This window comes from Pseudomonas sp. PMCC200344 (assembly GCF_030053095.1).
Classification (GTDB): domain Bacteria; phylum Pseudomonadota; class Gammaproteobacteria; order Pseudomonadales; family Pseudomonadaceae; genus Aquipseudomonas; species Aquipseudomonas svalbardensis.
Genome location: NZ_CP125618.1, coordinates 4,158,634 through 4,184,805 on the forward strand (window position 1 = coordinate 4,158,634; position 26,172 = coordinate 4,184,805).

Below are 26,172 nucleotides of genomic sequence, written 5' to 3' on the forward strand. Positions count from 1 at the left end.
CATTTTCACTCATGCGCGCTTGCGATCCATAGTGCCGACTATCCATCAAGCGAAGTCCTGAGCGATCCCCAAAGCCCTTTTTACAAATGTCTGATCCACGTGGCTAATATCCTTCCATGCATCCACATTAGCTCGCAGATATTCGGCCAAGCCATCAACGCCCACCTCCAGCGGGAACTCCACCATTGACGCGATACGGTGCAACGTCTGTACAGGAATGCCAATTTCCTCCAACGCATTCACGCCTGGTGGTAGGTGAAGGTTCTCAAAGATCATTCTGAGATGGCCGTAGTCGACCTTGCCCCGAATGTTTTTCTTCGCTGCACGCAAGCGAACGACATCTTCCAGCAGTCCCAACACTTTCGGGATGGTGTATCCGAAGGTGTTGGTCACTAACTTTAGGTCGTTGTTTAGCATGGTTGAGAGGGTGGCTTCTTCACCCTGCTCGATCCGCTGCTTGGCATAGTCAATCTGGCTTTTCAGATAATCCGAATAGCTTCCCGCGTTCAGGTAACCGGCCAGCTTTGCAACGATCACCTCGGTGGTTCGAGTCTGCACTCCATTCCTAGTAAACGCCTTGGGCACAATCCGGGATAAGACTTTGGCAAAGGTCTTCAGGGACTCGGCGGATGGCAGCCAATGGAAGACGAGAGACTCGAACTCCTCTTCCCCTAGCATCTCAAGCAAGCTGTACAATTGTTCGAACTGCTCCAGTTTGAAGAAGGAATGCTTCTTCACCAGCTCAATGGAGAAATGATCTTGCGCAAATGCCTCTTCAAATCTCTCCTGAGAATACTCAGATAGATGATCAGGCTGCACGCTAGCTGTGATCTCTCTGTAGGTTGTTCACTCGGGGCTTTTCCGGGAAATTGGAGGTGCGAACCAAACCAAGCATCCGGAGGCCCCGAGTGAACACTCATAAAAATGCCCGATTAACCGTTTCCGGTCGAGCCCTTCTTGTTCAACGAATCCTTGAGGAAGGCCTAAGACCTGTTGAGGTAGCTCAGTCCCAAGGAGTCAGTGTTCGCACTGCCTACAAGTGGCTTAATCGCTATCGAGTTGAAGGCAAGGAAGGACTGCAGGATCGTTCGTCCCGCCCCAAGTTTTGTCCGCACACGCTTCCAGAGAAGTGCCAGGAACAAGTGCTTGAGCTACGTCGCCAGCGAAAAACCTATCGCCAGATCAGCCAGGACTTGAAGGTGGGACACAGCACTGTAGGCAGGTTATTGAGCCGTAACGGCCTCAACCGCTTGGCATACCTAGAACCGCCACCGCCGGTGATTCGCTACGAATACTCTCAGCCCGGAGGCCTGCTTCACCTGGACATCAAGAAGCTGGGGCGCTTTAACAAACCAGGTCATCGAGTGACGCGAGACCGCCTAAAGGGCCGCTCTTACCATGTCGGTTGGGAATACGCCCATGTTGCCATCGACGATAACAGTCGAGTGGCACACAGCGGCTTGTACCCAGACCAAAGTGGACGCAGCGCCAGCCTCGCACTGATTCGGGCCCTGCGCTACTACGCAAGCCTTGGCGTTTGCTTTGAGCGGGTGATGACCGATAACGGCCCTTGCTACAAGTCCGGACGCTTCAAGCGTCTATGCCAGCGGCTAGGGCTTAAACACATCTATACCAAACCTTACACGCCGCGCACGAACGGCAAGGCAGAGCGGTTTATCCAAACCGCTCTGCGCGAATGGGCCTATGCCAGAAGTTACGAAAGCTCAGATCAACGTGCGACCTACCTGACATCGTGGCTGCACGAGTACAACTGGCATCGCCCGCATGCCAGCCTGAGTTATTTGCCACCGATTAGCCGAATAGCATCCGTGAACAACGTGGTGGGTTTACACAGCTAGCCAGCATGTTGAGTGGTGTGTCCGAATCTTGGACACCCAAAGGTACATCTACCTCCTGGTTTAGATTGTCCTCGGGCACATCTTCGAGACAGAACACCTTACCTACGAAGTGGACGCCCATACGGCCCGCGCGCCCCTTGATATTGCCGTGGGTGAATTTGTCGATGCCACGAGTACCATCACGGTTGTCATAGATAACAACGTTCTTCGCGACTGTGTTCACGCCCTCAATGATGGTCGAGGTACACAGCAAGAATCGAATGTCACCGGCATTGAATCGATCTGCCGTGTATTGCTGAAGCGCTCTGGGTAAACCGCCGAAGTGCAGGCCAATTCCGTGCTTGAGCGCATAGGTGTAGTCCCACTCCGGATCGAATTCTTCGGCGACCCAATCGATGTGCGCACTTTTGAATGCCTGACCGTACCCTAATCGGATGAGCTCACGGGCCACTCTCCCGGCGACTCCAGAGGACTTGCAGTAGATAATCGTGGCCCCCTTGCAATGCGGTGCGATCTTGGCCAGCGCCGCAAGCTTACCGTCATCATCGTTTGCATCCACGCCAAACGTCTGTACATCCACTGCGACCGTGTTGAAATCGGCTGAGATGAACGTGTGTTCGTAGCCAAGCTCAGTCAGACCGCGAATGCTGTTTACGAAGGGGCCGGTGAGGTAGAACTGCCTAGACACTTTCAAGAGCCTGCTCAGAGCGATATTGAGCTCAATAACTCGTTCATCGTTGTAGTCAGTTTCACCGTTTTTGAGCTGACGAAAAGCCAGCTTGTAGAATTCGTCGATTACAAACAGGTCGATGCCTTGGATATCAGCCCGTTCGTTAACCCGCTCTTGGGTCAGGACGTACACGACCCAATCAGAGCGGCACTCTTGTGAGCTGTGATGGATGATTTGGTATTCAGCACCGAACCGATCTTGAAGACGCCGACGTGTCTCGTCGGCCAGAGCAACCGTAGGTACCACCAAGACCACACGCTTGAAGCGGCCAAGCCCAAGCAGGGAATCGACGATCGCACTCTTGCCCATACTGGTTGGGGCACTGAGAACGACGTTGCGGCCCGCCTTAAGCAGATCAAAGATGTGGAACTGCATGGAATGGAATACGAAATCTTCGGAAAACGGCGTCCGATAGAGATCGAGCACTACTCGATCGCCGGGTGTCAACGCTGAGAACTCTTTTTTGAGGTAAGGAAATAATCCAGCTTTCCTGACCATGTTGCGCAGAATGCCGACATGGTCTGTGAATTTCTCGCGGGCATCCAGTGCCCGGATAGTCAGGTCGCGCCCCTGAGGGGTCGACACCGGATTAGACAGGAGGAAATTGATCGCAGCCAAGTAACGGAATGCAGAAAATCCCTCGCTGCCCAAGCTAAGCTTCGCTGCATCGTAAATGTCAGTCATACGGCCTCCCTGACCTTTTCCTCAACCATCTTGGTTAACTTTTCTAAGCTCGGTGTCGGATAGATAAAAACATCGATCGTGAGCCCCGCGAACGGCGAGTCATGTTGTAGGTCATCCGCAAACGCCTCGAAGAGCGCGGCCGTTTCCTGCTCTAGATGATCCTCGTGGTCAGATGTCTCAGGGTCAGTGAGCAGGGACGAGTCGTATCCTACGAACAGCACAAACCTGAACCGATCCAGGTATTTGTCGAAGGGGTTGCTCTCATCCAATATGACATCGATGTCATGCCGTAACAGGTAGTCATCATCCTTAATGTCGAGGATTTTGCCCCTGGCGTTGTTGAAACACTCTGAGATCTCGTCGTATAGCTGGTCTCGGATCTCCGGTAGCCGCGTCTTGATATTGGCCGCTGAGACCAACTCACTGAATCCGACCCAAAGTTGATCACCCTCTGGATCACGACGGACGATATGCACGTTCTCAAGAATTTTTTCTTCATCGTCCCCGTCTAGATAAAGCAGGCAAGGGATGGGCTGGCTCTCATGCACTTGGCGTATCGTGGCATGGAGAAGCACTCGACCTAGAAAAGAGCGAACGTCTGTTAAAGACGCGAACACAGTTGTTTTTAAACGCTGCCCTTGCTCAACGAGAGACAGCTTGTGGATGTCTGCCAGCTCCTTAGGACGAAGAAAAACTTCATCAAGCCATTTGCACACATTGTCGACGATGTGCGTATAGCGGTAGCGTCTAAGGCTGTACTGCTGATGGAGCACACGACCGTTTCTCTTGGCACACGGTGACGCGAGAGGACTTCGAAATGGAACGAGTATGTGCGGCAATTCGCGTTTGACGTAAACCTTGCGACCAGCGCGCTTCTGATCGTCATCAACCAGTTTTTTGAACCAGGTCATCAAATCCGCCCGAAGGTATGACTTTTCATCCACGGAGTTGATCCTGCGGGACAACGCCCCCTTGCGCGTGACCGTGTCCAAAATCCCTCGCCAGATGTCCTCTGCACACGACTCTGTACTGAGCCCTACCCCGTGGAGATCCTGTGCAGCTAGGCGTATGTTCCTTACCCCGAGCAACTCAATCTCCCGCATAGTACGGAAGACCTCCCAGCAAGCTGCATCAACCCACGTCTCAACGTCCACGCCACTTGGAGCGCAATAGTCTGAGGTTTTCGAGTTCAGGTAGTCTATCAAGTCCTCGCGGCCCGGCTTCCCCGTCCGATCGTTGCGATTGATCAGCAAATATTCAAGGGTCACATTGACTGGGTGTTCCGTGACGATGCGAAATTTTCTCGGAACGGTAAGGCTAGGCTCACTCTGCATGGATTTGTGAAGAATGGAGCTAAAGGGGATTTTTTTTGTTTTTCCGGTGCTCGTAGTGAGCACGACCAGATCGGATTTTGCCCAATGCGTTTTAGAGGTGGTTTTCACCTGTACGAATTCGACGAAGTCATCGCAGACGACATCGATGTCGTCCGTAACTTCACACCGGACACGCTGGATAGACTTGTCACGCAACATCTGTGTGACGTAAAAAGCGGCAACACAATCTTGGAAGATGAAGCCGTGCTTGGCGGCTACTCCGCCAGCGTCATTAGGTTCCATCTCGACTTCCATGGCATAGATGGATTGGAATCTATGGCAATCGCAGCGCCCCGTCCATACGATTAGTGGCGTTTAGCCAACTATCGCGATATTGACCTTATCCAATCAGCAATCGGACTCTCAGCGCAAAAGTCCTGGTAGAGCAATTGTCATGCCTAACCTGCGCCCTATGACTCGTTGGCCCGAAGGATCGAACAGATCTCCTGCGAAACCGATCACGCGAGCTTAATGGCTCCGCATTGGAGATTGTCACGTGCCATACGCAAATCATGGGCATCCTGGTTAAGCCGGTGAATCAGCTTCAGCAACCGTTGACGAAGCACCTCGTCCTGGAGCTGCTCAGCAGCACGCATCACATCAAGTGCCGCAGCCTCATTGTTGGTGGCGACGGAGTCGAGCAGTTTGCGCATGCTTCTTGATGGCCGATTCATCTCCAACCCTCCTAGATTTCGGTGGGCGAATCATATAGCCGGAATGTTTCGTCAGTGTTTCAGTTGTACGAACAGGTTTTAATTACCGGCTCGGGCTGAGGCTAGCTGGAGGGTGCCCCATGAGGTGTCAATTTCCCTATACGCTCATGATGCTGTACACGTCGTTGAACTGCGACGCAATCGGCGCGCGGCACAACCCTCAGTCTATCGTGGGCCGACTTGGCAAACCGAGGCCGGCACCGACAAAGACTGAGGCATGCGTCCTGTTTTTGCTATTTTCAAACTTTATAAAGTCATTTACCGCAGGCGGTTACAGTTAGGGCTTGGACTCCCGTCTTTCACCATCCAATGAGCCAATCACTGACCGCCAACCAGGAGTAACAAATTGCTGACCCGTCCCGACAAAGACGCGCTACGTGCGTTGCTGGAATCGCAAGTCCAAGAAAAGCTGAAGCACGACCCAGACGCGTTAACGACTTATGCAGCAAAGCCTGAACCAGAGCGCAAACCGTACACCAGCAAACCCACGGTTCAGGACAAGGCTTTTCACAAAGAGCTCGAGCAAATGCGTGCAGATGCTGAAGCTGGAATGGTAAATACGCCTAAACGCGAGCCTCTAGACACGGGGAATCCTAGCCTTAAGCTTGATGATTATCCAGATCTGTAAAACCTGCCGCCGTGAGGCCACAGGTATTGAACAGCTTGCAGAATCAGAATCGATGGAGACCACACGTGAGAAATCCACCTACGAAAATCATCATCGAAGAATGGGATGGTGACGGTGCGATTCGAATTCCCGATGAGGCGCTGCAGGAGCTTGAACTCGATGTTGGCGACGCGGTGTATCTGATAGAAGAATTTGTCGGCAACACGCGCTGCCTTGTCCTATCAAAAAAGCCTCAAATCGCGGATCGAATAGACGAGCTCACTGAAGCCTGGGATAGCGCACGGCTTGGTAACGCCCCGGAGAAATGAGGCAGCTGCAATGCGTCGAGGTGGGCCAAGTGTGGAGTGACTCGACCAAGGTATGTGAAGACTTGGGGTCGAGCCGGGCTTAAGCCCGAAGAAGCGATAGCCGTAGTAGCTTTATCTCCAAAGCCTAACAAGTCGCCTAAGCATTGATGGTCAGCCAGCTAAGTGGCTTTCGTCTAAAAACCTTTGCAGCGGATCTAATTGCTAAATTGCATCTCAGCCGAAACCAGTGCGGCCTGCACCGCAACCTGCTCGTAGACCTGCCCCTGAATATGGCTCTTCCTGTCCTTGTTCTTCAGGCAGTGTATGCATTGGCCCGAGAGGTGGCAGGTACTGCATCACATCAGGCGGGAACAAGCGCTAAGGGGTTTGAACCATCAGCGTTGGTCGAGCCTAGTTTGTAACCTTTCAAACGCTCAACTGCCGAAGAAATACGACGTGCTGGACGAATAGCCACGACATTTTCGGAAAGGCGTTACCTACCTATGAGTGCCTAGGTAAAGCCATTTAGCATAGTAGGTAACGCAAGGTAAAAATAAGCTAATCATCTCTGTGCAAAGGCTGCAGCTACATTGCCTGACTTTATATAAAATCCTGCTCCAAAAGTTGCCAGCCCTCGGCAGTACGCCGCTCCATCATATCAGTGCATGCACTGTCAGTACGCAGTAGGTAGAGCCATCCGTGCAACACAAGATTTCTAACCACTGCATGCTCAGACAGAACTTTATCGATCATTTTCTGGGGCGCCTCGATTACTACACTCAGACGCAATGGACGATGTATCCAACGCTCGCCGTCATGCAATGATTGCCTTGCCAGACCGACACGCAGATCGCCGCCATTGCCTTCAAACACTCCAATGCATCCACCTACGACGTTGTGCAGAACCTTGTTGCCGCTTCCGAAGCGCAGATTGTCGGTGGTGGAGGTCAGGTACTGCATGTTGATCCAGTGCGCAACCACCATGGGGGCCGTCATGATCAGCTCCAGCACCTGCCCCCCTTCATCTTGTCGCCAGTCGTAATCGTGCAGGAATGACCGCCCCTGCAAATTCAGTCCCCTCGTTCGTGATCGTGGGGCAGCAATAAAGGCAGCATTGCCTGCTAATCCCCATTCAGGACGGGTCTGCGCCCAGTCGACTGCGCGTCTGCGAAGGGCTGCTAGTAGCTTAGCCGGATGCCCGCACAGGTGTGCTAATCCCAAACGCGCGGCGCGCTCGCGTCGGGCAAGTACGCTGGCATCATCGAGGGCCTGGCGCAACGTCAGCCAAGTTGGTCTCAATGTATCCGGAAGCGACTCGCTCTCAAAAACCTGAATTTCGTCTGTAGTGGTGTTGTGCAGCCCTGCCAGCACTCGGCAAGCCACAGGCATGTCGATACCCTGTTCGCGGAGAGCGCTGCGCACTCCTGCATCGTTGAGCATGTCCGCCACCAGTCTGGCGTTGATCCCGCCGCTTTGGCCACAGCACGCACCACAATCTAGCCCGGCTGCCTGAGGGTTATTGGCACTCTGGCTACCGTGTCCAAGCAGCAGGATTATAGGCGGGAAGTCGCGAGTCAGGCTCATTGCACGCAAGATGCTCGCAGCAAATTTGGCGCGCTGTCCTAGAGGAAGCTCCGGTAGCGTTGGCTTCAGCTGTTGCCACTCATGCGGTCGCAAAGCACTATGATCAGGCGCGGATGGGCGGGACAGCAATCCACAGGCGCGCCCAAGCAGCGCGCCCGCGTAGCCTAATCCCAGCGTTTCAATCAAAGTAAATGTTGATGCAGGCAAACGCTGGAACAGCTGCCAACGACCGGCGCGTTCCAAACGCATTTTGCGCTTGCTGGCCAAGGCGCGGTCACAGACGGCATCGCCGCTGCTGTCAGTGACCGTTAGTTGCGCAGCAAGCAATCCGGGTAGTTGTGGACGCGAGGCATTTGTACCTAGGGGCATATAGGCAATAGGCATGCCGAAAAAACCGGCGAATCCACCGGTCTGCACTTGCGGGCAAGCCTGTTCTAGTGCTCTTCTCACCACCTCGGATCGCACGTCTATACAGAAGTAAACGCGCGCAAGCGCGGTGCTATCGGTCACGGAGGCTGCGGGTTTTCGCATCATACTCTGCAGCTGCTCCTGCCAAGCCAGTTCTTCTGCCCGTTGCCAAAGCTGTAGTGCCTGCCAAGCTGCGGTCGGAGCCTTTTTTCGCCCTACCTGCCAAGACTTGCGCCAGTCACTCCAGCAACTCTCGGCATCGCGCCTGCGGTCGTCCACCAACCACTCCCAAGCTGCACGAATTGCCAGCAGTTCAAGCAGAATCGGATCATCGCTACCTTGTAGGCGTGCTTGCCAGCGCCGGTAGGCGCACCAAGAAGCCCAGCCGAGGCTACGCAGCAACAGGCAATCGAACCACTCCTCCAACTCATCCTTAGCAATGCCCAAATGTTGCACCGCTACCGCAATGGCATCCTCCGGGTGCTGTGGTAGTTCACCAATCCGTTTACCTAGCGATCGGCAAGCGCTAAGTACACTTAAGCCGCGATCTTGCAACATTGACTCACGCCAAGCCTGATAGAGCCCCGCCTGTTTAGTCGCACACCAATCGGCCTGATCCTCATCGAACCAAGAGGCGCAGCACTGGCTAATCTGATGAGTTATCAGTGCGGGCCAACCTGCTGACGTAATGTCTGTGTTTGCCATATCCTCTAATAGCGGCATACCTTGGAAACTATCAAGCGGCTCATCCAGGAACTGTAGTAGTTGCGTCGGCGTCCAGTTAAGAGAAGCTTCGGACAGGGACAAGTAGAGGTGGCGCTCGGCTATACGTTTTTCTTGCCAAGCGAGGCGATAGTCCGCAGGAGATAGGGTCATGCGGCTCCCTGCGCGTCGCCAGAGCTCCTCGGTCACCTTTGCCCAGGGTTGATCGCGGCGCTCCCAGAGCGGACTAACCGCGATCATGCGATCCAACGGCCAAGCTGGGGCTATACGTTCGCAAGCCTGCAAGGCGATGTCGTGGAGAGCATCTATATCAATGGGTGCAGAGTGTTCAAGCACGGTCATAGGCTGTCTCCGTTCGCATGTATGGGCCGCTGCTGACTGCGTACTGGCCAAAGGCGGAAAGTCAGGCGGGTAAAGTGTTCATCTAGAAAGAATCCGGCGAAAGCCAAGGGATATAGTCGCCGCGCCAGCGCTCCTTGGGGCCTTGCCAAAATCAATGCTTGAATCAAGTAGAGGAGGAGGAACATCAGTATCGCTATCAATGCCAGATACTGTTGGAGGGCACTTGGGGAAGGGCTCGCACCAAGTACATTTCCGGCGGATACATGCCACACCAGGTAAATTCCGAGCAACAGTGTGAGCGTGCCCAAATTGTGCAGAATGCCGCTCAGGCGGATACACCACGGAGCCAGGCCGATAGCGAGGACAGCAAGTGCCATTAGGGGGATCTCATGTGTCGGTAGCAGTTGGCTCCACACTAAATGCAGCAAACCCACCCATAATGCCGCAATGGACAGTGCCAGAAGTATCTGCGAGAGCGCCGCTGGCGGGCGCCGCTCATACAGTGCCATACGCCTTACCTGCGCGACCGTTTCACCGGCGCTGAGGAAGGCATAAGCCTTATAAAGCGAGTGAGCTATAAGGTGCACAAACGCCAACTCGTATAAGCCCAGACCGCACTCCAACAGCATGAAACCCATTTGTGCACAGGTTGACCAAGCCAAACGAACCTTAATGCTGATACGGGTCATCATCACGAGACTTGCAAGCAAAGCCGTCAGCCCACCTATTACCACCAGTAACGTCTGAGCCACCGGTGCGGCATTCAGTAAGGGTGCGAAACGCAGCAGCACAAAGCCCCCAAGATTTACAAGACCCGCATGTAACAAAGCCGAGACTGGTGTCGGTGCCTCCATCACCTGTATTAGCCAGCCGTGTACAGGCAGTTGTGCAGATTTGAGAATAACTGTCAGAATCAGCAGCACTACCGCCAACTGTAGATCCCAGCTCAGAGAACCGCTTAGCTGCAGGTGCGCTGCGACATGTTGGAGGATAATCGCGATGTTACTGTCGTCGGCTGCCTGCACCAGCAATACAGTAGCTATGAGTAAGCAGATGTCCGCCAGACGGCTGGCAAGAAACTTTTTATGGGCCACCACTTGGGCCATTGGGCGGTCATGATAGAAGGTGAGCAGCAAGTGCAGGCTTAGGCTGGAGATGATCCAAGCACCGACGAGCACATAAAGATCATCGCATGTGACCACCAATGCTACTGCAGCCAAGGTGCTGAGCAGCGACATTAGGTATCGGCGCTGCCCTTGTTCACCTTCCAGGTAGCGCCATGAGAAATCGATGATGACCAGTGCCAGTAGGCTTATCAGTGTGGCCATGGCCAAGCCCAGACGGTCGTTTTCACGCCCGTCCAGCGCTGCTTGCAACAAAGCTGTTAACACCAGCGCAAAGCCCGCATATCCGGCCAATCGTGCTGACCACCAGAGACGACCGACCGTCGCCTTACCGAGTGCCACTGGTAACAGAGCTAGCGCGTAGATCCAGGGCAGCATGGTACTCAGTTGGGGGAGCAAGAATGGCATCAAAGAAACTCGCAAGGGTGATCGGCAGATTTAGTCTTATCCAGTTGCTTTTTTATTAAAAATAGATTGAATGGAACGTATCGATATAGAAAAAAGAACGAATCATGCGTCGACTGAACTTTCATCATCTCCATTACTTCTGGGCCGTTGCCAAAGAAGGCAACTTGACCCGAGCAGCTCAATCACTGCATGTCGCCCAGTCGGCACTGTCGACACAGATTCGCGCCTTAGAAGATCAGCTCGGCTATGCACTATTCATCCGCTCAGGTCGCAGCCTTCTGCTCACTGAAGCAGGTCGCTTGGTTCTGGATTACGCCGAAAGTATTTTTGCGCTAGGCAACGAGCTACAGATGACACTGCAGGGGGGCCAACAGGCCAATCAGCAGCTACGCATCGGCGCCGTTGCTACCCTTTCCCGAAATTTTCAAGAGAACCTACTGCGTCCATTTCTCGGCCGCAACGATGTTCACATCACCCTGGAGTCGGGCAGTTTGGGAGAGCTGTTGGAGCGGCTGGTGTTACACAAGCTTGATGTAGTCCTCACCAACACACCGGTAAGCTCGGATGCGCATCGCTCCTGGCGTTGCCAACTATTGGATCGCCAATCTGTTTGCCTGGTTGGCCCGCCCCGGGACGGGCAGCCGCCTTTTGACTTGCGCCGTGACCTTCAGCATGTCCGCCTGATTTTGCCCGGCCGCAGCAGCGACATTCGCAGTCAATTTGAGTTGTACTGCGATAGCCACGAAGTACGCGCGACCATCTTTGCAGAGGTGGACGACATGGCCATGCTGCGCCTGCTTGCTCGCGACTCCGGCGACGTAGCACTACTGCCAGCGGTAGTAGTGCAGGATGAACTGCGGACTGGTGCTCTACAGTTATATTTGGAAATTCCGGAGATTGTTGAACAATTTTTCGCCGTCACCCAGCAGCGGCATTTCAGTTTAAGTATCCTCAACGAGTTGTTAAAAGATAATTAAGTTTGAAAGAAACGCTATGCGTGGTGAGTTTAGAGTATTGACGTACTCATGATTCAATTCAGCATTCGCAGCTTAGCAGGCTTGAATTTCTTGAATTTTGTTTGCGAACTATTAAGTTCAGCTAGTACAAAGCCCAACACGATGAAGTCTCGCTCAACGCTTCCGGCTCACACAATTTAGCGTTGCCAACCCCAACGAATTTCAGACTTAAGCTTAGAAGCAATTTTAATCGCGCCAACTAAATTTTCGGAATAGTAACTTATCCAGAATCACAGTTAATCCGCAGCAGGCATCCATATTACAGGTAGTCTTTGTCCGGATAACGAGAGACAATTGCTCATCATGCTGCTTGTATGAATAAATACAGCTCAGTGTAGTTCATCTCGTCTGATCGACAAGGTAGTGAGCGTATTTGAAGAAGTTTTTTGTCGATCAAATATAGGTATTTAGACACCTAAAATTTTCCGGATTATATATTTGTGCGCACTCTTCCATGGCTTCAGCCAAGCATCGTCCTCCAGTTTTCGTAAGCAATACAGGTTAGAAGGCTTCGGCCTTCCGAGTCCTGCCGACTGAAAAAAATCACCTCATCACTGTAGTGAATCACCAATTCAACACTGGTATTCTCGCTGCCACGTTCGCCAATCATTAAGGGATGGAGGCGAAAATAGAAGCCCCGAAGACGCGAAACTTCGGGGCTTTGCATTTTTGCATCAAGGCCACTGTAATTGGCTACGGCGAATATGACCGCACGACTCGCAGAGTTAGCGCCCCTAAAGGAACTCACGGAAACATGGGATAGCGACCAGATTGGTAACGCCCAGGAGAAATGAGACAGCGCGCTATGCGCTTCCTTGACACACACGGAAGGCCGCCAGCAGTCAGTCATGGCGCGAGAGCTGCCTCGATCAAGCGGGCGTTATGTAAGGGCCTGATTAAGCGGTAGCGGTGACCAAGGCGACCATTTATCGTCAATAAAGCGCTCAAATCACATAAGGCTCGAACAGCCTTCGGACATTCACCCGCGCCTTCAGCTTCGCGGCCAACAGGTACAAACCTCCCACCTTGCGATGCAGAAACAGTACATCCACAGGTGGCGTGTGCCAGAAGTCGCGGTCGGCACCTAGTTCCCAACCGGTATCACGCAGGCGTACGGCCAGGTCAGACGTCGCAAAGTCATAGGCACCTTGATGCCTCAGTGGCTCGCAGGCCTGGGTAATGAGATCAGTGAGCACCGCTCGGTGTTTGGGCAGCGTTTCAGGCTGAAAGTAGCCGACGTCCAGCGCGGCATTGGTGATGGCGGCATGGTCTTCATGCAGGCCTGCAATCAGCAAGCGGCGATAAGCCTCGGTAGTGTTGCGGTCATAAAGTCGCGTGGCGCCGAAGTCCAACAACACCATCCGGCCGGTGCCTTGCTGATAACGGTAATTGGCAAAGTTAGGGTCGGTCTGCACGCACTGGAACTCGAACACCTCGCGCAGAAACAGGCCGAATAGCAACATGATGATCCGGTCGCGCTCTGCTTGGGGCGCGTGCTCTAGTGACTCCACCGCTACCCCGTCAACGAAGGACATCACCAAAATATTCGGCGTGCTGAACTGGGCATACGAACGAGGAACCAGAAAGTCAGGACTGTCCGCCAACAGTTGATCAAAGCGCTGTAAGTGCTCGGTTTCTTTCATGTAGTCCGCCTCATCCTGTAGCTGACGCTTGGCCTCTTGGAGCAATGGGCCGATGTCCATGCCCTTAGGCAGCATCCCGGACATGCGCAGCAAGGTAGCAACGTTATCCACATCGCTCGAAATACTCTCGCGCACGCCAGGGTATTGCACCTTGATCGCCAGGCGTTGGCCGCCCTTATCTTTCGCAGCATGAACCTGGCCGATGGACGCTGCCGCCAATGGCGTGAAGGAAAACCGTTCGAAGCGCCCTTCCCATCCCTTGCCCCAGCTTTCGTTGAGGACTGCCACCAACTGGCTCATGGGCATAGGATGAGCGTCGCAACGAAGACGAGAAAGGATTTCGCTGAACTCGCGCGGCAACAAATCACCTGCATCCATCGATAACAACTGCCCAACCTTCATGGCGGCGCCACGCAGTTGCGACAGTTGCTCGACCACCCGATGCACATTACCCGAGGTCAACAGCAGTTCGCTGAGCGCCGGACGTTTGCCCTGAACCCACTGCCGAGCGCCTTCGGCTAGCATGCCGCCCGCGACGCCCGATGCCAAACTGCCAAAACGCATCAACCGCGATAAGCGGCTGCCAGGCACGGGCAACGAGCCGGGCACACGAGGCTTCATGAATGAAGCGCCTCAACGATCGCGGCAAGCAGCAAGCAGACGCTCGCCACGAGGGTAAGCCGTAATCGCATCGGCAGGTACCAGGCGGGCAAGCTCGTAACCCGCAACAGCTGCCTGTCCTGCCGGAGGTGGACAACAAAGCCGATGACCAACAGCAAGCAACTCAATGGCATTGTCAGTAACGTGGCAACCCAAGCAATAAGCGCAGGAATGACACTCCAGATGAACCGGTCTCTGCCCTGCTCGGCGGTCATGTCTTGCACGGTCATGGCGAAGCCCCAGTGTAAGGCGCCGACGAAGCTCAGGATGACTGCGCCATAGTTAACAAGCGCAATCGCAAACAACGGCCGATAGTCGAGAGAGAACGGGATCAGCAGCGCCAGAGAAATAAACGGCAACAGTCCGCCATAACCCAGCAGGCTGACGTGCTTCGGCAGAGAGGTTGAAGGCAACGCGTTCATTTGTATTCCTCGCAGTGAGCGACACTCAAAACTGTAGGCCCAAAAGCCCCGCTTGGGCGAGATATTGATGGCGATCCGAAGCTGGGTCAGCGTACTGAGTCGCTTTGTAGAATTAGGTCATTGCCCATTCCTTTTCGGGCAAGAAGGCGACGGCAGCAATCGAAGCACCGGCCTGGGCACACTCTTGAATGAATTGGGCTTTGAAAGACTTGGAATAGGAACGGCGTGTTCAGGCTGCATGAAATACACGCTTAAAAGGCTAGAACTGGTGCCCACTTAAATTTAAGTGCACACCATGTCTTGGCTTTGCGGGGCTGGGTAGATAACTTGGCCGGAAGCCTACAAAGAAGGCACGCACGACGGTACGGAAAACAACCATGCACGCAAGATTCAGAGTGATTGAGACAACCTCGCTGGACGATGGAAGCAAGCGATACAGGGTTGTCGACCTTTTAGAGGGAGGTTCAGTTAGCAAGCATCGCGTGCTGAAAGTCAGGACGGAGGCAGACGCTGTTTGTTTGCTCCTGAATACTGAGCATCCGCGTCAAAGCGGCGTAGGTCGTGCTTCCGCGAGTTCCTGATCCACTCGTTTCGGAAACCGGGCGCCTAATGACTATGCGGGACTGAATGCCTATGGCGCAGTTACGGATTCCCGATCCGAAAGGACGCTTTGAAGCCGCTCCAGGTTGAGCCGCTGACATTCACTCTCGGCTTCTTCTCGGGTCTGATAGGTAGTCCTCAGCCGAAGCTTCTCCTCATTGGCATAGAGGTTGAAGCCTATAGGTGCAGTCTGACAGTAGAAGCGCAATCCGTTACGCATTGATCCCGTTTCCGTTGGGATTGCAGGGACAACAACAAATCTCGAAATCATCTTCACGCCCTCTCCAAGCACCTCCCTACTATTAGCGGCTATGAGCCACCATCGCAAGCGACCGCAGTCAGTTTCCGATGAGAAGCACGACCGGACATGAGTCGATTGGAAGCAGCGTAAAAAAGGCTCGGGATCTGCCATACCCCGCACCTCTATTTGCTGGAAAGGCCATCTATTCCTAAAGAGTCTCCTGCTGCTACGCTGACCTCTTCCACGGAGGAATCGCGATGCCAAATTCAGACCTGCTGCCTTCCCTGCTATACAAGATCAATGAAAACCAGTTGGCACTCGAAGCCGCGATCATGGAGCTGACGCTTTGCGTCGAGCAGCGCGGATCGGCGGAGGTTGCCGGCAACGTTCGAGGAGCGCTGGACACCATTAGCAAGAACGAAGATTTCATCAATATGACTCTCGCGGTGCTCATGGCACCGGAGTGATCTACCCCATGATCCGTATGCCTACCTGAAGGAGGTCTACCGACGCAGCGCGCGAGTGAAAATACCGCGACGACCTCCGAGGAGTGACCATGCACGACTATGCAATCCGCTTCGAGGAAGACAGTGCTCCAGGACTTGCCATGTTCTGCCGCGACCTTCCAGAGCTGAACAGCTATGGCGATGATCGGAAGAGCGCAGTCAGCGAAGCCCTGGACGCGATCGGGACAACCCTATCCATTTACGTCGATCAGCGACGAGTCATACCAGTAGCATCTGCGCCGGAGGCTGGTGAGCATGTAGTCCGCTTGCCAGCGGTAACTGTGGCGAAAATCGCGCTATGGAACGCCATGATGCAGCGAGATATGCGCAACGCCGACTTGTGCCGGTTGCTCGGAGTACACCAGGCACAGGGTGATCGTCTAGTGGACTTTTTACACACATCAAAAATTGAACAATTAGAAGCGGCATTGGAAGCTTTTGACTTGCGTCTCTCGGTAACCGTGCAGCCGTGTGTTGAGCGCATGAGATAGCCGAGGCATCAATAAAGGCAGCATAAATTCGGGTGGTTTCTATGAGGCACTGGATCAACGCCTATGTCCTGCGCAATAGCTTCCGCTCTACCAACTCGCGGCTACGCAGCACACGGACGTGTCAGGTTTTATGCCTTATCTGAACGAGTGACGACCTAAGTGATCAGGACTTTTCAATTTGTAGCACGATCGCTACATGGGTGCCGGTTGAGTTCGATGGTGTGAAGTGTCTTAGGTGTCCCCTTCACCACGCACAGCCCAACCGTCATCTCGCTTTACAACATGCTGGTTTTTGCCTTTACCATGGTAGGAGAGTTGGGCTCCGAAGCATATCTTGTGTAGCGTTGTTTCACCGACCCCAAAAAAACCAGTGAAACCGCTAAAATCGCTCGAAATAAGCTGTACAAAAACCTAAGATTGTACAAAAGCTGTCGAGATTGTGATCATCATGACTCCTTCAGAACGACTTATCACTTGGCACGGAAAGTGGTGTATTTCACAGAAGGTGGTCACTTGCAGGTCATGTAACGCGACGCAGCCCGAGCTGGATAGAGGGAGCGATTTCCCCCACAATCCCGAGTGTCCGACAGCACTTGTTAGGTCGCGGCCCTGGGACGAACTTGATGAAATCCGACCTGCCTCCTCTCCTCTCCCCTCCACAACTGACTGATACGCGCTACCAAAAGCTTTTGGACAGTCCCCGACGGCTAATGCTTCGTTCAGCGCCGCAGAACTCTTAGGAGGATTTGGCGCACCCGCAAAGGGCCCGAAAAGCTTTGACTCTGCGTTGGGTCTGAACAGGCTCGATGTGAGCTGTATATGGCAAGTGACAAATTAGAGCTCTAATTCAGCTCTCACTGTTCACTCCGGCTTCGACCTCGACTACGACTCCATAACCAGGATTACGGCATGCGCCTGTCTGCCTTCATCATCAAAAACCTCGAACCGATTCTGCAAGCGTGGGAAGACTTCGCAAGAACCATTGAGATACCCGGCGAAGCACTGGACTCCAAGGCTCTACGGGATCACGCCGAACAGTTGCTGCGTGCAATAGCGGTAGACCTTTGCACATACCAGTCTGCGCAAGAGCAAATCACCAAAGCTCAGGGTAATGCCTCGATGGAGGAGTTAGAAACCGCAGCCGAAACCCATGCGGTAACGCGCTTAATGGCGGGTTTCACGCTAGATCAAATGGTATCTGAGTATCGTGCTCTGAGGACGAGTGTTCTCAGTCAATGGCTGGGGCAGATGAAGGCAGGAACAGTTCTGGAAGTGGACGATATGATCCGCTTTAATGAGGCCATAGACCAAGCGCTCGCGGAATCTATTGCGAGCTACTCGCGTGCAGTAGAGGCCTCACGCAACGTTTTTCTGGGCATCCTTGGCCATGACTTGCGCACGCCGCTAGGAGCTATTTTGCTGGGTGCCGATGTGCTGCGGCGATCGGTTGATCTGGATACACGTAAGAGTAAAATTGCACTGGGAATATACACGAGCGTCAAACGAGCCAGCCAGATCGTTGGCGACCTGCTGGATCTAACACGATGCCAAATGGGCCCCGGGATTCCCGTCAAAAAGGAAGACATCGACCTCACGCCACTCTGCACACGCATAGTTGAAGAGATTCGCACTGCTCACCCAAACGCAGATATCACTTTCAAAAGCGGAGAATCGGCGCGCGGCGAATTCGATGGCGCCCGCATGGAGCAAGTATTTTCCAATCTGCTCAGTAATGCCGTGCAGCATGGCGATTTACAGTTTCCTATTAAGGTTTCACTGGAGGTAAAAGACGGCAGCATCGTTTTCGTCGTCCATAATTTTGGGGAGCCGATCCCGGAGGATATTTTGCCCTTCATCTTCAACCCCATGGGGCGCTTCTCCCAGCATACATCTCTCGATCTAGGCTCTAGCACTGGCCTTGGCTTAGGTCTGTACATCGCTTCCGAAATCGTGGCAGCGCACTCGGGGGCGATAGACGTGACCTCCGACAGAGAGCACGGAACCACATTCCTCGTAAAAGTGCCTGTAACAAAATAGTAAGGCCAGCCGCCGTCACTCTTGCGCCGGACGGGGATGTTACTGTAGTGGTCTAATGGTGCACAGGCTGGGTGGGCGGTTGTTCACCGAAGCGCTTTTCGACCGCCTCCACCATCAGATCGCGGATATCGTCACCGCTGTAGCCCGTTGGGCTGGCCACCCAGCCGATGGCTTCGCGGTCGCAGCAATCCAGGGCGAAGGTCACGCTCAGCTTGGAGCCGTCTTCGCAGCGAAACTCAAAGCCGTCTGAGCACCAGCGTGTGTTGCTGGTTTCTAAGGCCATGCGACCTTCGTGACGTCGCGCCACACCGGGTTGTTTGACCCGTCGCTCAAGCAGCAACTGGTGATCGCGCATGACGCGATAGACCCGCTTTACATTGATCGGCGCCTGGCTCTGCGTTTCACGTCGACGACGCAGCAGCCCCAGACACGGCGGTAGCCATAACTGGGCAACTCACTGACCTCTGCTCGAATCTCTGCGACCAAAGCGGCATCGCCCAGCACTCGACGCCGCCTGCCGGAAAGAGCGGCAGGCTTGAGTCGAACCGTTAACTGCGAGCGCGCTACACCGAGACTTTCACTGATCAGCTTCACTGGTCGTCCCCCGGCAACAAGGGTGAGTGCGCAATCCATTTTCGCGAGCGCGCGATCTCAACAGCTTCCTGGAGGATCTCGACCTGCATGGTTTTCTTGCCGAGCATCCGCTGCAATTCACGAATCTGCTTGAGTGCATCGGCCAACTCAGAGGCAGGCACCACGCTCTCACCAGCACTGACAGCCGAGAGACTGCCGCTCTGATAGAGCTTGCGCCACTGAAAAAGTTGGTTGGCATTAACACCGTTCTGCCGAGTCAGCACCGAGACGCTTTGTCCTGGTTGCAGGCTCTCACGAACCATCGCCAGCTTTTGCTCTGGGCTCCTGCGGCGACGCCGCTCCTGGCCGAGCAGTTCTACATTCTTATCGTTTCTATTAGTCATAAACACAGTCGTTTGCCTATCCCTTATGCTAAGGGGGAAACGGTGTCCTGTCTTTCAGGGGGCTCGTCCACTAGCAAACAGCTCACCCGCCACCTTTAGGCTTTTGCTAATGACCGAGAACCTGTCGTCACAGACTCATCACCGAGCAATTAACAACTAAGGATGCATAGTACCCGCAGACAACCAGTGAGCTTATTCAGACCAAGAACCGTAAAGCTTGTAGAGCGGCAAGGTGGCCCGGATAGAACCAATAGCCCCATTGCCGCACAGGCCAGACCTTGAAGGTGAAGGCATGACGCAGAAGCCAGAGTCCGATCAAGGGAGACTCGAACGCTGCGCTCAAAGCCAACAATGAATAGATTTCCAACCGGCACGACAGAGCGCGCCGGTAATTCTCGTCGTTACAGTCTTATTTTTTAATGGAAACAATTGCGGCTTTACCACCCTCGAGCCTAAAGGAAAACGATACACGGTCTCCGACTATCAGCCCTGCCAGCTGTTTCTCCGTTACGGAAAAAGCCATTGTCATTGGCGGCCACTGTAAGTCTGGAACAGCTCCGTGGGAGATGGTCACCGTATGCTTCGTAGTATCTATAGCCTTGATCGTTCCCTCGGCATTGGCAACTTGAGCCTGTTTTGTTTCCTGCTCCATCTGCATGGCCTCCATACCGTCCATTTTCATGCCCGGCATGTCCTCTGCCAGGGCAGAAAGAGACAGCGTAATTACGGTGCTAGCAACTGCAATCATGGCCAATTTCATATGACTTTTCCTTGAGAGTTGATGGGTTCAACTATGAGGTGCCGGCGACGCATCAGGCGATAGGCTGCCGGAATGACAAACAGGGAAAGCAAGGGTGCCGTGATCATGCCGCCGACCATAGGCGCGGCGATGCGGCTCATCACTTCGCTACCAGTACCGCTGCCCAACAATATGGGTAAAAGGCCGGCAATGATCACGGCAACGGTCATGGCCTTGGGTCGAACGCGCTGCACAGCGCCTTCGCGAATGGCCGCAACCAGCCCACGCTCAGTGTTGTCGCCGAGGTCTTCACGTTCGGCCCAGGCGTTCTTCAGGTAGAGCAGCATGATCACGCCAAATTCGGCAGAAACACCGGCCAGTGCGATAAAGCCGACCCCGGTTGCGACTGACAGGTTGAACCCCAAGAGATAGAGGAACCATGCCCCGCCAGCCAGTGCGAATGGCAACGTGGCCATGATCAACAACGCCTCATCGAAGCGGGCAAAAGTCAGGTAGAGCAGCACGAAGATGATCAACAGCGTGGCAGGCACCACCAGTTTGAGACGTGCGTTAGCCCGCTCCAGAAATTCGAACTGCCCTGAGTAACTCAGGCTCATGCCAGGCTGCAACTTGACCTGCTCATTGACGACCCTGCGTAGATCGGCAACCACCGATGCAATGTCCCGACCACGCACATCGATATAAACCCAGCCTGAAGGCCGTGCGTTCTCGCTCTTGAGCATTGGCGGGCCGTCCGTGACAGTGACCTTCGCTACCGTACCGAGGGTGATCTGGCTACCTAGCGGAGTGTAAATTGGCAACTGCTCCAAAGCGCCTAGCGAGTCACGCCACTCACGTGGGTATCGCACGTTAATCGGAAAGCGTGCGAGGCCTTCAATGGTCTCCCCGACGTTTTCGCCGCCGATAGCGCCGGCAACGATGGACTGCACATCGGCGATATTTAGTCCGTAGCGGGCGGCGGCCTTGCGGTCGATATCTACGTCGATATAGCGGCCACCGGTCAGTCGCTCGGCCAGAGCCGAACTGACACCGGGCACACCCTTGGCCACCCGCTCGACCGCCTGAGTAGCGGCATCGATCTCCGTCAGGTTGGTGCCGGCAACTTTCACGCCGATAGGACTCTTGATCCCAGTGGCCAGCATGTCGATGCGGTTTCGAATCGGTGGTATCCAGATATTGGTTAACCCAGGAACTCGTACCACTCGATCCAGTTCTTCCACCAACTTTTCCTGGGTCATGCCAGGGCGCCATTGCTGATGAGGTTTGAATTGAATCGTGGTTTCGAACATTTCCAGCGGTGCCGGATCGGTAGCGGTTTCGGCGCGACCTGCTTTACCAAAGACGTGTTCGACCTCTGGAACAGTCTTAATCAGGCGGTCGGTTTGTTGCAGCAATTGCGCCGCTTTCTGCGCCGACAATCCAGGCAGGGCTGAAGGCATATAGAGCAGATCGCCCTCGTCCAAAGGGGGGAGAAACTCGCCACCCAAGCGCGACATTGGCCATAGCGCACTGACAAAAACCAATAGCGCCACCAGCAGCGTGATCTTTGGTCGACGCAAGACTGCGTCCAGGGCTGGCTGATAGATCCGAATCAACCACCGGTTCAACGGATTCTGATGTTCACTGGGAATTCGTCCTCGAATCCAGTAGCCCATCAGTACAGGCACCAAGGTTACTGACAATCCCGCCGCTGCTGCCATGGCGTAGGTCTTGGTGAAAGCCAAAGGGCCGAACAACCGTCCTTCCTGAGCTTCCAGCGTGAACACCGGAATGAACGACAGGGTGATGATCAACAAACAGAAGAACAGCGCCGGGCCTACCTCTGCCGCCGCTTCGGTCATTACATGCCAATGACGTTCACCCTTCAGTTCTTCCCCCGGATTGGCCGCGTGCCAGGCCTCGATCTTCTTATGGGCGTTCTCGATCATCACCACGGCGGCATCGACCATGGCGCCGATGGCAATAGCAATCCCACCCAACGACATGATGTTGGCGTTTATCCCTTGGTAACGCATGACGGTGAAGGCAATCAACACACCAACAGGCAGGGAGATGATCGCCACCAGCGATGAGCGCAAGTGCCAGAGAAAGATCCCGCAGACCAACGCGACGACGATGAACTCTTCGATTAGCTTGTGGCTGAGGTTTTCCACGGCACGGTCGATCAGCTTGCTTCGGTCATAGGTGGTGACGATTTCCACCCCGACCGGCAAACTTTTTTTCAGTTCGTCGAGTTTCGTCTTGACCGCCGCAATGGTCTCGCGAGCATTCTTGCCACTACGCAAAATTACCACGCCGCCGACGGTCTCGCCTTCGCCGTCGAGTTCAGTAATGCCACGCCGCATTTCCGGCCCCAACTGGATCGTGGCGACATCGCCAAGACTCACCGGTACACCTCCAGCACCGAGCTTCAACGGGATAGCACGAAAGTCATTGAGCGTTTTTAGGTAGCCTGAGGCCCGCACAATGAACTCGGTCTCAGCCATCTCCAGCACGGCACCACCGGTTTCCTGATTGGCCTTGCCGATAGCCTCGGTTACCTCAGCTTGAGTGATGCCGAGGCTGGCCAGTTTGAGCGGATCAAGCTGCACCTGGTACTGCTTGACCATGCCTCCCACGGTGGCCACTTCCGCAACGTTTGGCAGGGTCTTGAGTTCGAACTTTAGGAACCAGTCCTGAAGTGCGCGAAGCTGTGCCAGATCGTGTCCGCCACTGCGATCCACCAGTGCGTACTGATAGATCCAACCCACTCCCGTCGCATCCGGCCCCAACGCTGGCTTTGCGCTGGCTGGCAACCGACTTTGTATCTGACTTAGATACTCCAACACCCGTGAGCGGGCCCAGTACAGGTCAGTACCGTCCTCGAACAGCACGTAGACGAAGCTGTCACCGAAGAAGGAATAACCGCGCACCGTCTTTGCGCCTGGCACCGAGAGCATGGTGGTCGCCAACGGATAGGTCACCTGGTTTTCGACAATCTGCGGCGCCTGGCCTGCGTAAGGTGTACGGATGATCACCTGCACATCGGAGAGATCCGGCAGCGCATCAATGGGCGTGCTCTGCACCGACCAAACGCCCCACGCCGTGACAAAAAGTGTCGCCAGTAGCACCAGGAATCGGTTGGCCACCGACCAACGAATGAGGGCAGCAATCATGGCTGGCTCCCCGATTTATCTAGGCGTTCAACACGCAAGCCATCGTCAGTCTGGCTCACCGCGACCCGAACCTTGTCGCCCGTTTTAAGGCCCTGCATCAGAGCCGGGTTGGCGAGTGGGAAGGTCATCGTCATGCCAGGCATGCCCAGCGTCTTGAAGGGGCCATGGGCGAGCGTGACTTCTTTGTCGTTGATCTCAACGATCTGCCCACCCGCCTCATGAAAACTGGAGGTTGCTGCGCTGGGCAGTGACTCTTCCTCCGAGCTTGCAACGATTCCCTTAAGACTGGCCTCCGAGTCGAGCAGGAACTGGCCAGACGTAACTACCTTCTGGCCTTCTTCCAGACCTTTCACTATCGCCGTCTTGCCATCGCTTTCCTGCCCGAGGTGCACTTCCACTGGACGGTAGCGGCCTGCATCTTCGGCAAGCATCACCAAGGCACGTCGACCAGTGCGAATGACGGCCTCGCTCGGCACCCACAACACACTTTGCCCGGTCGCGCGATTCAGGCGTACCTGCGCCGTCAAACCCGGTATGAGGCGCCCGTCGGGATTGGGTAGTTCCACACGCACGCGAAGAGTGCGGCTGTCCGGGTTGGTCTCGGGTAAAATCGCACTGACCTTGCCACTGAGCATTGTCCCAGGGAAGGCTGGCAGACGCGCTTCGACCGCCTGCGCCACGGTGATCGATCCGGCATCCGATTCTGGAACGGCCACGGCGAGCCAGACACTGCTCAAGCCATTGACGCGCGCCAGAGTATCTCCAGTCGCCACGGTCATCCCCGCACGTACATTCAACTCTTGCAGCACACCACCAATAGGGCTGGTGAGGGTCAGGTACGGCTGAACCTTACCGCCACGCTCTACTTGAGTAATCAGTGCTGCCGGCATCCCTGTGAGCCGCAGTCGCTGGCGAGCCGCAGCCAACAGGTCAGCATCCCCGCTGCGCTTCAGGGCAAGAAACTCTGTCTGGGCAGCCGCCCATTCCGGCACCAGGATATCCGCCAACGCCGCGTTGGCTTTGAGCACATCACCGGGAGCGTGGGCATATACCCGCTCCACAAAGCCAGTGGTGCGAGCCTGAATCACAGCGACATCACGTTCGTTGAATCCCAAGACTCCCGTCACATCGAGGCTGGAGTCAAAGATTCCACGGGTGACTGTTGCAAAACGCAGACCGAGATTCTGGGTCAGACTCGGATCGATACTTACGGTCGCACGATCCCCTGCGCCACCGGCGTACTGAGGAACCAGTTGCATGTCCATGAAGGGGGATTTACCCGGCTTATCGAACTTTTGCTGCGGGTACATGGGGTCATACCAATACAGTGCTTTGCGTTCGCCCTGTGAATTGAGACTCTGCTCCTGTGTGGTATTTGGTAGTCCACTCATGCGCTGATGTGCCAACCAAAAACCACCGGCAACACCCAATGCCAGCGAGATGCCTACCAGCAATGCCCCGTTCCCTTTTTTAAGGATCATTGGCTGGACTCCCCATAAGCAAAATACAACCGCGCACTGGTCAGCGCTCGCTGCTCTTCCACGTCGATCTGTTTGAGGCGGGCCTCGATGAGTTCACGACGGGCGGCAACAACGGCGTTCAAATCGCCTTTTCCCGAGCGATAACTGGCCATGCTGAGTTCGACCTTTTCCTTAGCCAGCGGCAACAGGCTTTCCTGGTTACGGCGTACCGCACGATTCAGGCGCTCATAGTCAGCCAGTTCGTTTTCCAGTTGCTGGGTATGCTCGCGTGACAGGGCTTCGCGCTCGGCCTCAAGCTGACTGAGTTCCGCCTGTTTGGCTGCGATTTTGGGGTTTTGTCGAGAGTCAGGAAACAGCGGTAGATCCCAGGAAAATTGCACGCTGACCATATCGCCGAACTCACGGCCACGGCGCTGGTAATCCAGTTCCCAGCTCCAGTCTGACTGCTTCTCCGACACAGCTTCACGAACCTTGGCTTGCGCTTCGCGGGTCATCGGTGCAAACGCTGCCAACTCGGGATGGTGTTGCAGTTTATGAGAGTAACTTGAGGGGTCGACGGGCCATTCAGGCAAGCTGCCCACAGGCTTGTCGTTGGCGGCGGAGCCAATCCAGCGTTTGAGGGCCGCTCGAGCCTGTGCTCTCTGGAGAATCAGATCGTCCTGCTGCTCCGCCAGTTGAGCTGCTTCCTGCTTGGGTGTCACCGCATCGGCGGGCTGAGCGCGGCCCCCGGCGATTTGGGCTCGGACGGCATCGGTCAATAATCGGTTTTCTTTGTAGAAGTCCTGGAACAGCGCATCTTTACGCTCAACCGCATAGCTACTGATCCAGGCCAATGCCGTGGACTGGCGTACCTTCAGACGTTCGACTCTACGCTCCGCAGCAGCGCGATCAACAGCAGCATCGGCCACCTCGATGCGCGCTTTGCGCTTGTCGCTATTGGGCATCTCCTGCCTGACCCCGACCATTTGCATGGTCATGAAGTCCTGGTCGATGCTCCAGCGATCCGGGCCGCCAATGGGGTAGTTCTGCACACCCACCAATAACTTGGGATCAGGTAATTCACCAGCGGGGATGGCTGCACTGCTGGCAGCCTGAATTTTCGCGTCTTGTGCGTTCAGCGACGGCGCATTGTTTTCGGCCAGCCGCAACGCTTCATCGAGTGTCAATGCGGCAGCGAAGCTCGGCAATGCCAGTACGCTTGCCGCCAGACCGGCCACGAGAGACCAACCTGTGCAATTGCACTTGGAGTTCATGTTTACGATTCCTGTGATCATCCACTGCACGCGTCAAAAGACATGCGCACAGCTAGTCCATCCCGCT

At 54.7% G+C, this 26,172-nt stretch carries 19 protein-coding genes and 1 pseudogene; 7 read left to right on the forward strand and 13 right to left on the reverse strand.

The window, feature by feature from the left end; translation table 11 throughout:
* Nucleotides 1-45: 45 nt before the first annotated feature.
* Nucleotides 46-819 carry a hypothetical protein gene (locus QFW87_RS19020; RefSeq protein WP_283188537.1) on the reverse strand — a complete coding sequence of 258 codons (774 nt, stop codon included), beginning with the start codon at nucleotides 817-819 and terminating at the stop codon, nucleotides 46-48.
* An 89-nt stretch (nucleotides 820-908) separates the two neighbouring features.
* On the opposite strand from QFW87_RS19020, the gene QFW87_RS19025 reads away from it, so the two are divergent.
* The gene (locus QFW87_RS19025) at nucleotides 909-1,859 is read left to right on the forward strand and encodes an IS481 family transposase (RefSeq protein WP_283188538.1); all 951 of its coding nucleotides are present in this window, start codon (nucleotides 909-911) and stop codon (nucleotides 1,857-1,859) included.
* On the opposite strand, the gene QFW87_RS19030 is transcribed toward QFW87_RS19025, so the two are convergent.
* The 3 genes from QFW87_RS19030 to QFW87_RS19040 form a co-directional block, all read right to left on the reverse strand.
* Nucleotides 1,813-3,273, reverse strand: a complete 1,461-nt coding sequence (locus QFW87_RS19030; protein WP_283188539.1) for a DEAD/DEAH box helicase — start codon at nucleotides 3,271-3,273, stop codon at nucleotides 1,813-1,815. The two genes, QFW87_RS19025 and QFW87_RS19030, sit on opposite strands and share 47 nt — an antisense overlap.
* The gene (locus tag QFW87_RS19035; protein WP_283188540.1) at nucleotides 3,270-4,889 is read right to left on the reverse strand and encodes a dsDNA nuclease domain-containing protein; all 1,620 of its coding nucleotides are present in this window, start codon (nucleotides 4,887-4,889) and stop codon (nucleotides 3,270-3,272) included. Before QFW87_RS19035 ends, QFW87_RS19030 begins: the two co-directional genes overlap by 4 nt.
* A gap of 215 nt (nucleotides 4,890-5,104) precedes the next feature.
* Nucleotides 5,105-5,320, reverse strand: a complete 216-nt coding sequence (locus tag QFW87_RS19040) for a hypothetical protein (protein ID WP_283188541.1) — start codon at nucleotides 5,318-5,320, stop codon at nucleotides 5,105-5,107.
* Nucleotides 5,321-5,705: 385 nt separating this feature from the next.
* Here QFW87_RS19040 and QFW87_RS19045 point away from each other — a divergent pair, with 385 nt between their 5' ends.
* Both QFW87_RS19045 and QFW87_RS19050 read left to right on the forward strand, forming a co-directional pair.
* Nucleotides 5,706-5,987, forward strand: coding sequence for a hypothetical protein (locus tag QFW87_RS19045; protein ID WP_283188542.1), 282 nt, complete (start codon nucleotides 5,706-5,708; stop codon nucleotides 5,985-5,987).
* 65 nt (nucleotides 5,988-6,052) lie between these two features.
* A complete protein-coding gene (locus tag QFW87_RS19050; RefSeq protein ID WP_283188543.1) occupies nucleotides 6,053-6,295 on the forward strand; it encodes an AbrB/MazE/SpoVT family DNA-binding domain-containing protein in 243 nt (80 codons plus the stop codon).
* 579 nt (nucleotides 6,296-6,874) lie between these two features.
* Here the strand turns inward: QFW87_RS19050 and QFW87_RS19055 are convergent.
* On the reverse strand, nucleotides 6,875-9,331 hold the full coding sequence (locus QFW87_RS19055) for a DUF2309 domain-containing protein (protein ID WP_283188544.1): 2,457 nt from the start codon (nucleotides 9,329-9,331) through the stop codon (nucleotides 6,875-6,877).
* On the reverse strand, nucleotides 9,328-10,863 hold the full coding sequence (locus tag QFW87_RS19060; protein WP_283188545.1) for an NADH-quinone oxidoreductase subunit L: 1,536 nt from the start codon (nucleotides 10,861-10,863) through the stop codon (nucleotides 9,328-9,330). Before QFW87_RS19060 ends, QFW87_RS19055 begins: the two co-directional genes overlap by 4 nt.
* Nucleotides 10,864-10,967: 104 nt before the next feature.
* On the opposite strand from QFW87_RS19060, the gene QFW87_RS19065 reads away from it, so the two are divergent.
* On the forward strand, nucleotides 10,968-11,840 hold the full coding sequence (locus QFW87_RS19065) for a LysR family transcriptional regulator (RefSeq protein WP_221106514.1): 873 nt from the start codon (nucleotides 10,968-10,970) through the stop codon (nucleotides 11,838-11,840).
* A gap of 983 nt (nucleotides 11,841-12,823) precedes the next feature.
* Here the strand turns inward: QFW87_RS19065 and QFW87_RS19070 are convergent.
* Both QFW87_RS19070 and QFW87_RS19075 read right to left on the reverse strand, forming a co-directional pair.
* Nucleotides 12,824-14,143: an AarF/ABC1/UbiB kinase family protein gene (locus QFW87_RS19070; RefSeq protein ID WP_283188546.1), complete on the reverse strand. Its 1,320-nt coding sequence runs from the start codon at nucleotides 14,141-14,143 to the stop codon at nucleotides 12,824-12,826.
* Nucleotides 14,140-14,604 (reverse strand): DUF3429 domain-containing protein, encoded by a 465-nt coding sequence (locus QFW87_RS19075; protein ID WP_283188547.1) that lies wholly within the window; start codon nucleotides 14,602-14,604, stop codon nucleotides 14,140-14,142. The genes QFW87_RS19070 and QFW87_RS19075 overlap by 4 nt, the downstream gene beginning before the upstream one ends.
* A gap of 1,098 nt (nucleotides 14,605-15,702) precedes the next feature.
* Here QFW87_RS19075 and QFW87_RS19080 point away from each other — a divergent pair.
* From QFW87_RS19080 to QFW87_RS19090, 3 genes are all read left to right on the forward strand, one after another.
* Nucleotides 15,703-15,912 carry a hypothetical protein gene (locus QFW87_RS19080; protein ID WP_283188548.1) on the forward strand — a complete coding sequence of 70 codons (210 nt, stop codon included), beginning with the start codon at nucleotides 15,703-15,705 and terminating at the stop codon, nucleotides 15,910-15,912.
* Nucleotides 15,913-16,001: 89 nt separating this feature from the next.
* The gene (locus QFW87_RS19085; protein ID WP_283188549.1) at nucleotides 16,002-16,442 is read left to right on the forward strand and encodes a type II toxin-antitoxin system HicB family antitoxin; all 441 of its coding nucleotides are present in this window, start codon (nucleotides 16,002-16,004) and stop codon (nucleotides 16,440-16,442) included.
* A 909-nt stretch (nucleotides 16,443-17,351) separates the two neighbouring features.
* Nucleotides 17,352-18,479, forward strand: a complete 1,128-nt coding sequence (locus tag QFW87_RS19090; RefSeq protein WP_283188550.1) for a HAMP domain-containing sensor histidine kinase — start codon at nucleotides 17,352-17,354, stop codon at nucleotides 18,477-18,479.
* An 85-nt stretch (nucleotides 18,480-18,564) separates the two neighbouring features.
* Here QFW87_RS19090 and QFW87_RS19095 read toward each other — a convergent pair.
* From QFW87_RS19095 to QFW87_RS19120, 5 genes and pseudogenes are all read right to left on the reverse strand, one after another.
* Nucleotides 18,565-19,456, reverse strand: a pseudogene (locus QFW87_RS19095) (IS3 family transposase); the annotation flags it as partial.
* A gap of 409 nt (nucleotides 19,457-19,865) precedes the next feature.
* Complete coding sequence (locus QFW87_RS19105) at nucleotides 19,866-20,216, reverse strand: copper-binding protein (RefSeq protein ID WP_283188551.1); 351 nt, start codon at nucleotides 20,214-20,216, stop codon at nucleotides 19,866-19,868.
* Nucleotides 20,213-23,371 (reverse strand): efflux RND transporter permease subunit, encoded by a 3,159-nt coding sequence (locus QFW87_RS19110; RefSeq protein WP_283188552.1) that lies wholly within the window; start codon nucleotides 23,369-23,371, stop codon nucleotides 20,213-20,215. The genes QFW87_RS19105 and QFW87_RS19110 overlap by 4 nt, the downstream gene beginning before the upstream one ends.
* Nucleotides 23,368-24,852, reverse strand: coding sequence for an efflux RND transporter periplasmic adaptor subunit (locus QFW87_RS19115; RefSeq protein WP_283188553.1), 1,485 nt, complete (start codon nucleotides 24,850-24,852; stop codon nucleotides 23,368-23,370). The genes QFW87_RS19110 and QFW87_RS19115 overlap by 4 nt, the downstream gene beginning before the upstream one ends.
* Entirely contained in the window at nucleotides 24,849-26,105 is a 1,257-nt protein-coding gene (locus tag QFW87_RS19120; RefSeq protein WP_283188554.1) for a TolC family protein, read from the reverse strand. Before QFW87_RS19120 ends, QFW87_RS19115 begins: the two co-directional genes overlap by 4 nt.
* Between the last annotated feature and the right edge of the window lie 67 nt (nucleotides 26,106-26,172).

What these genes read in the sequence shown, in the direction of transcription:
- QFW87_RS19030 (WP_283188539.1), bottom strand. Translation starts at nt 3,273, where the DNA reads ATGACTGACATTTACGATGCAGCGAAGCTTAGCTTGGGCAGCGAGGGA.
- QFW87_RS19035 (WP_283188540.1), bottom strand. Translation starts at nt 4,889, where the DNA reads ATGGAACCTAATGACGCTGGCGGAGTAGCCGCCAAGCACGGCTTCATC.
- QFW87_RS19040 (WP_283188541.1), bottom strand. Translation starts at nt 5,320, where the DNA reads ATGAATCGGCCATCAAGAAGCATGCGCAAACTGCTCGACTCCGTCGCC.
- QFW87_RS19055 (WP_283188544.1), bottom strand. Translation starts at nt 9,331, where the DNA reads ATGACCGTGCTTGAACACTCTGCACCCATTGATATAGATGCTCTCCAC.
- QFW87_RS19060 (WP_283188545.1), bottom strand. Translation starts at nt 10,863, where the DNA reads ATGCCATTCTTGCTCCCCCAACTGAGTACCATGCTGCCCTGGATCTAC.
- QFW87_RS19065 (WP_221106514.1), top strand. Translation starts at nt 10,968, where the DNA reads ATGCGTCGACTGAACTTTCATCATCTCCATTACTTCTGGGCCGTTGCC.
- QFW87_RS19070 (WP_283188546.1), bottom strand. Translation starts at nt 14,143, where the DNA reads ATGAAGCCTCGTGTGCCCGGCTCGTTGCCCGTGCCTGGCAGCCGCTTA.
- QFW87_RS19075 (WP_283188547.1), bottom strand. Translation starts at nt 14,604, where the DNA reads ATGAACGCGTTGCCTTCAACCTCTCTGCCGAAGCACGTCAGCCTGCTG.
- QFW87_RS19080 (WP_283188548.1), top strand. Translation starts at nt 15,703, where the DNA reads ATGCCAAATTCAGACCTGCTGCCTTCCCTGCTATACAAGATCAATGAA.
- QFW87_RS19085 (WP_283188549.1), top strand. Translation starts at nt 16,002, where the DNA reads ATGCACGACTATGCAATCCGCTTCGAGGAAGACAGTGCTCCAGGACTT.
- QFW87_RS19090 (WP_283188550.1), top strand. Translation starts at nt 17,352, where the DNA reads ATGCGCCTGTCTGCCTTCATCATCAAAAACCTCGAACCGATTCTGCAA.
- QFW87_RS19105 (WP_283188551.1), bottom strand. Translation starts at nt 20,216, where the DNA reads ATGAAATTGGCCATGATTGCAGTTGCTAGCACCGTAATTACGCTGTCT.
- QFW87_RS19110 (WP_283188552.1), bottom strand. Translation starts at nt 23,371, where the DNA reads ATGATTGCTGCCCTCATTCGTTGGTCGGTGGCCAACCGATTCCTGGTG.
- QFW87_RS19115 (WP_283188553.1), bottom strand. Translation starts at nt 24,852, where the DNA reads ATGATCCTTAAAAAAGGGAACGGGGCATTGCTGGTAGGCATCTCGCTG.
- QFW87_RS19120 (WP_283188554.1), bottom strand. Translation starts at nt 26,105, where the DNA reads ATGAACTCCAAGTGCAATTGCACAGGTTGGTCTCTCGTGGCCGGTCTG.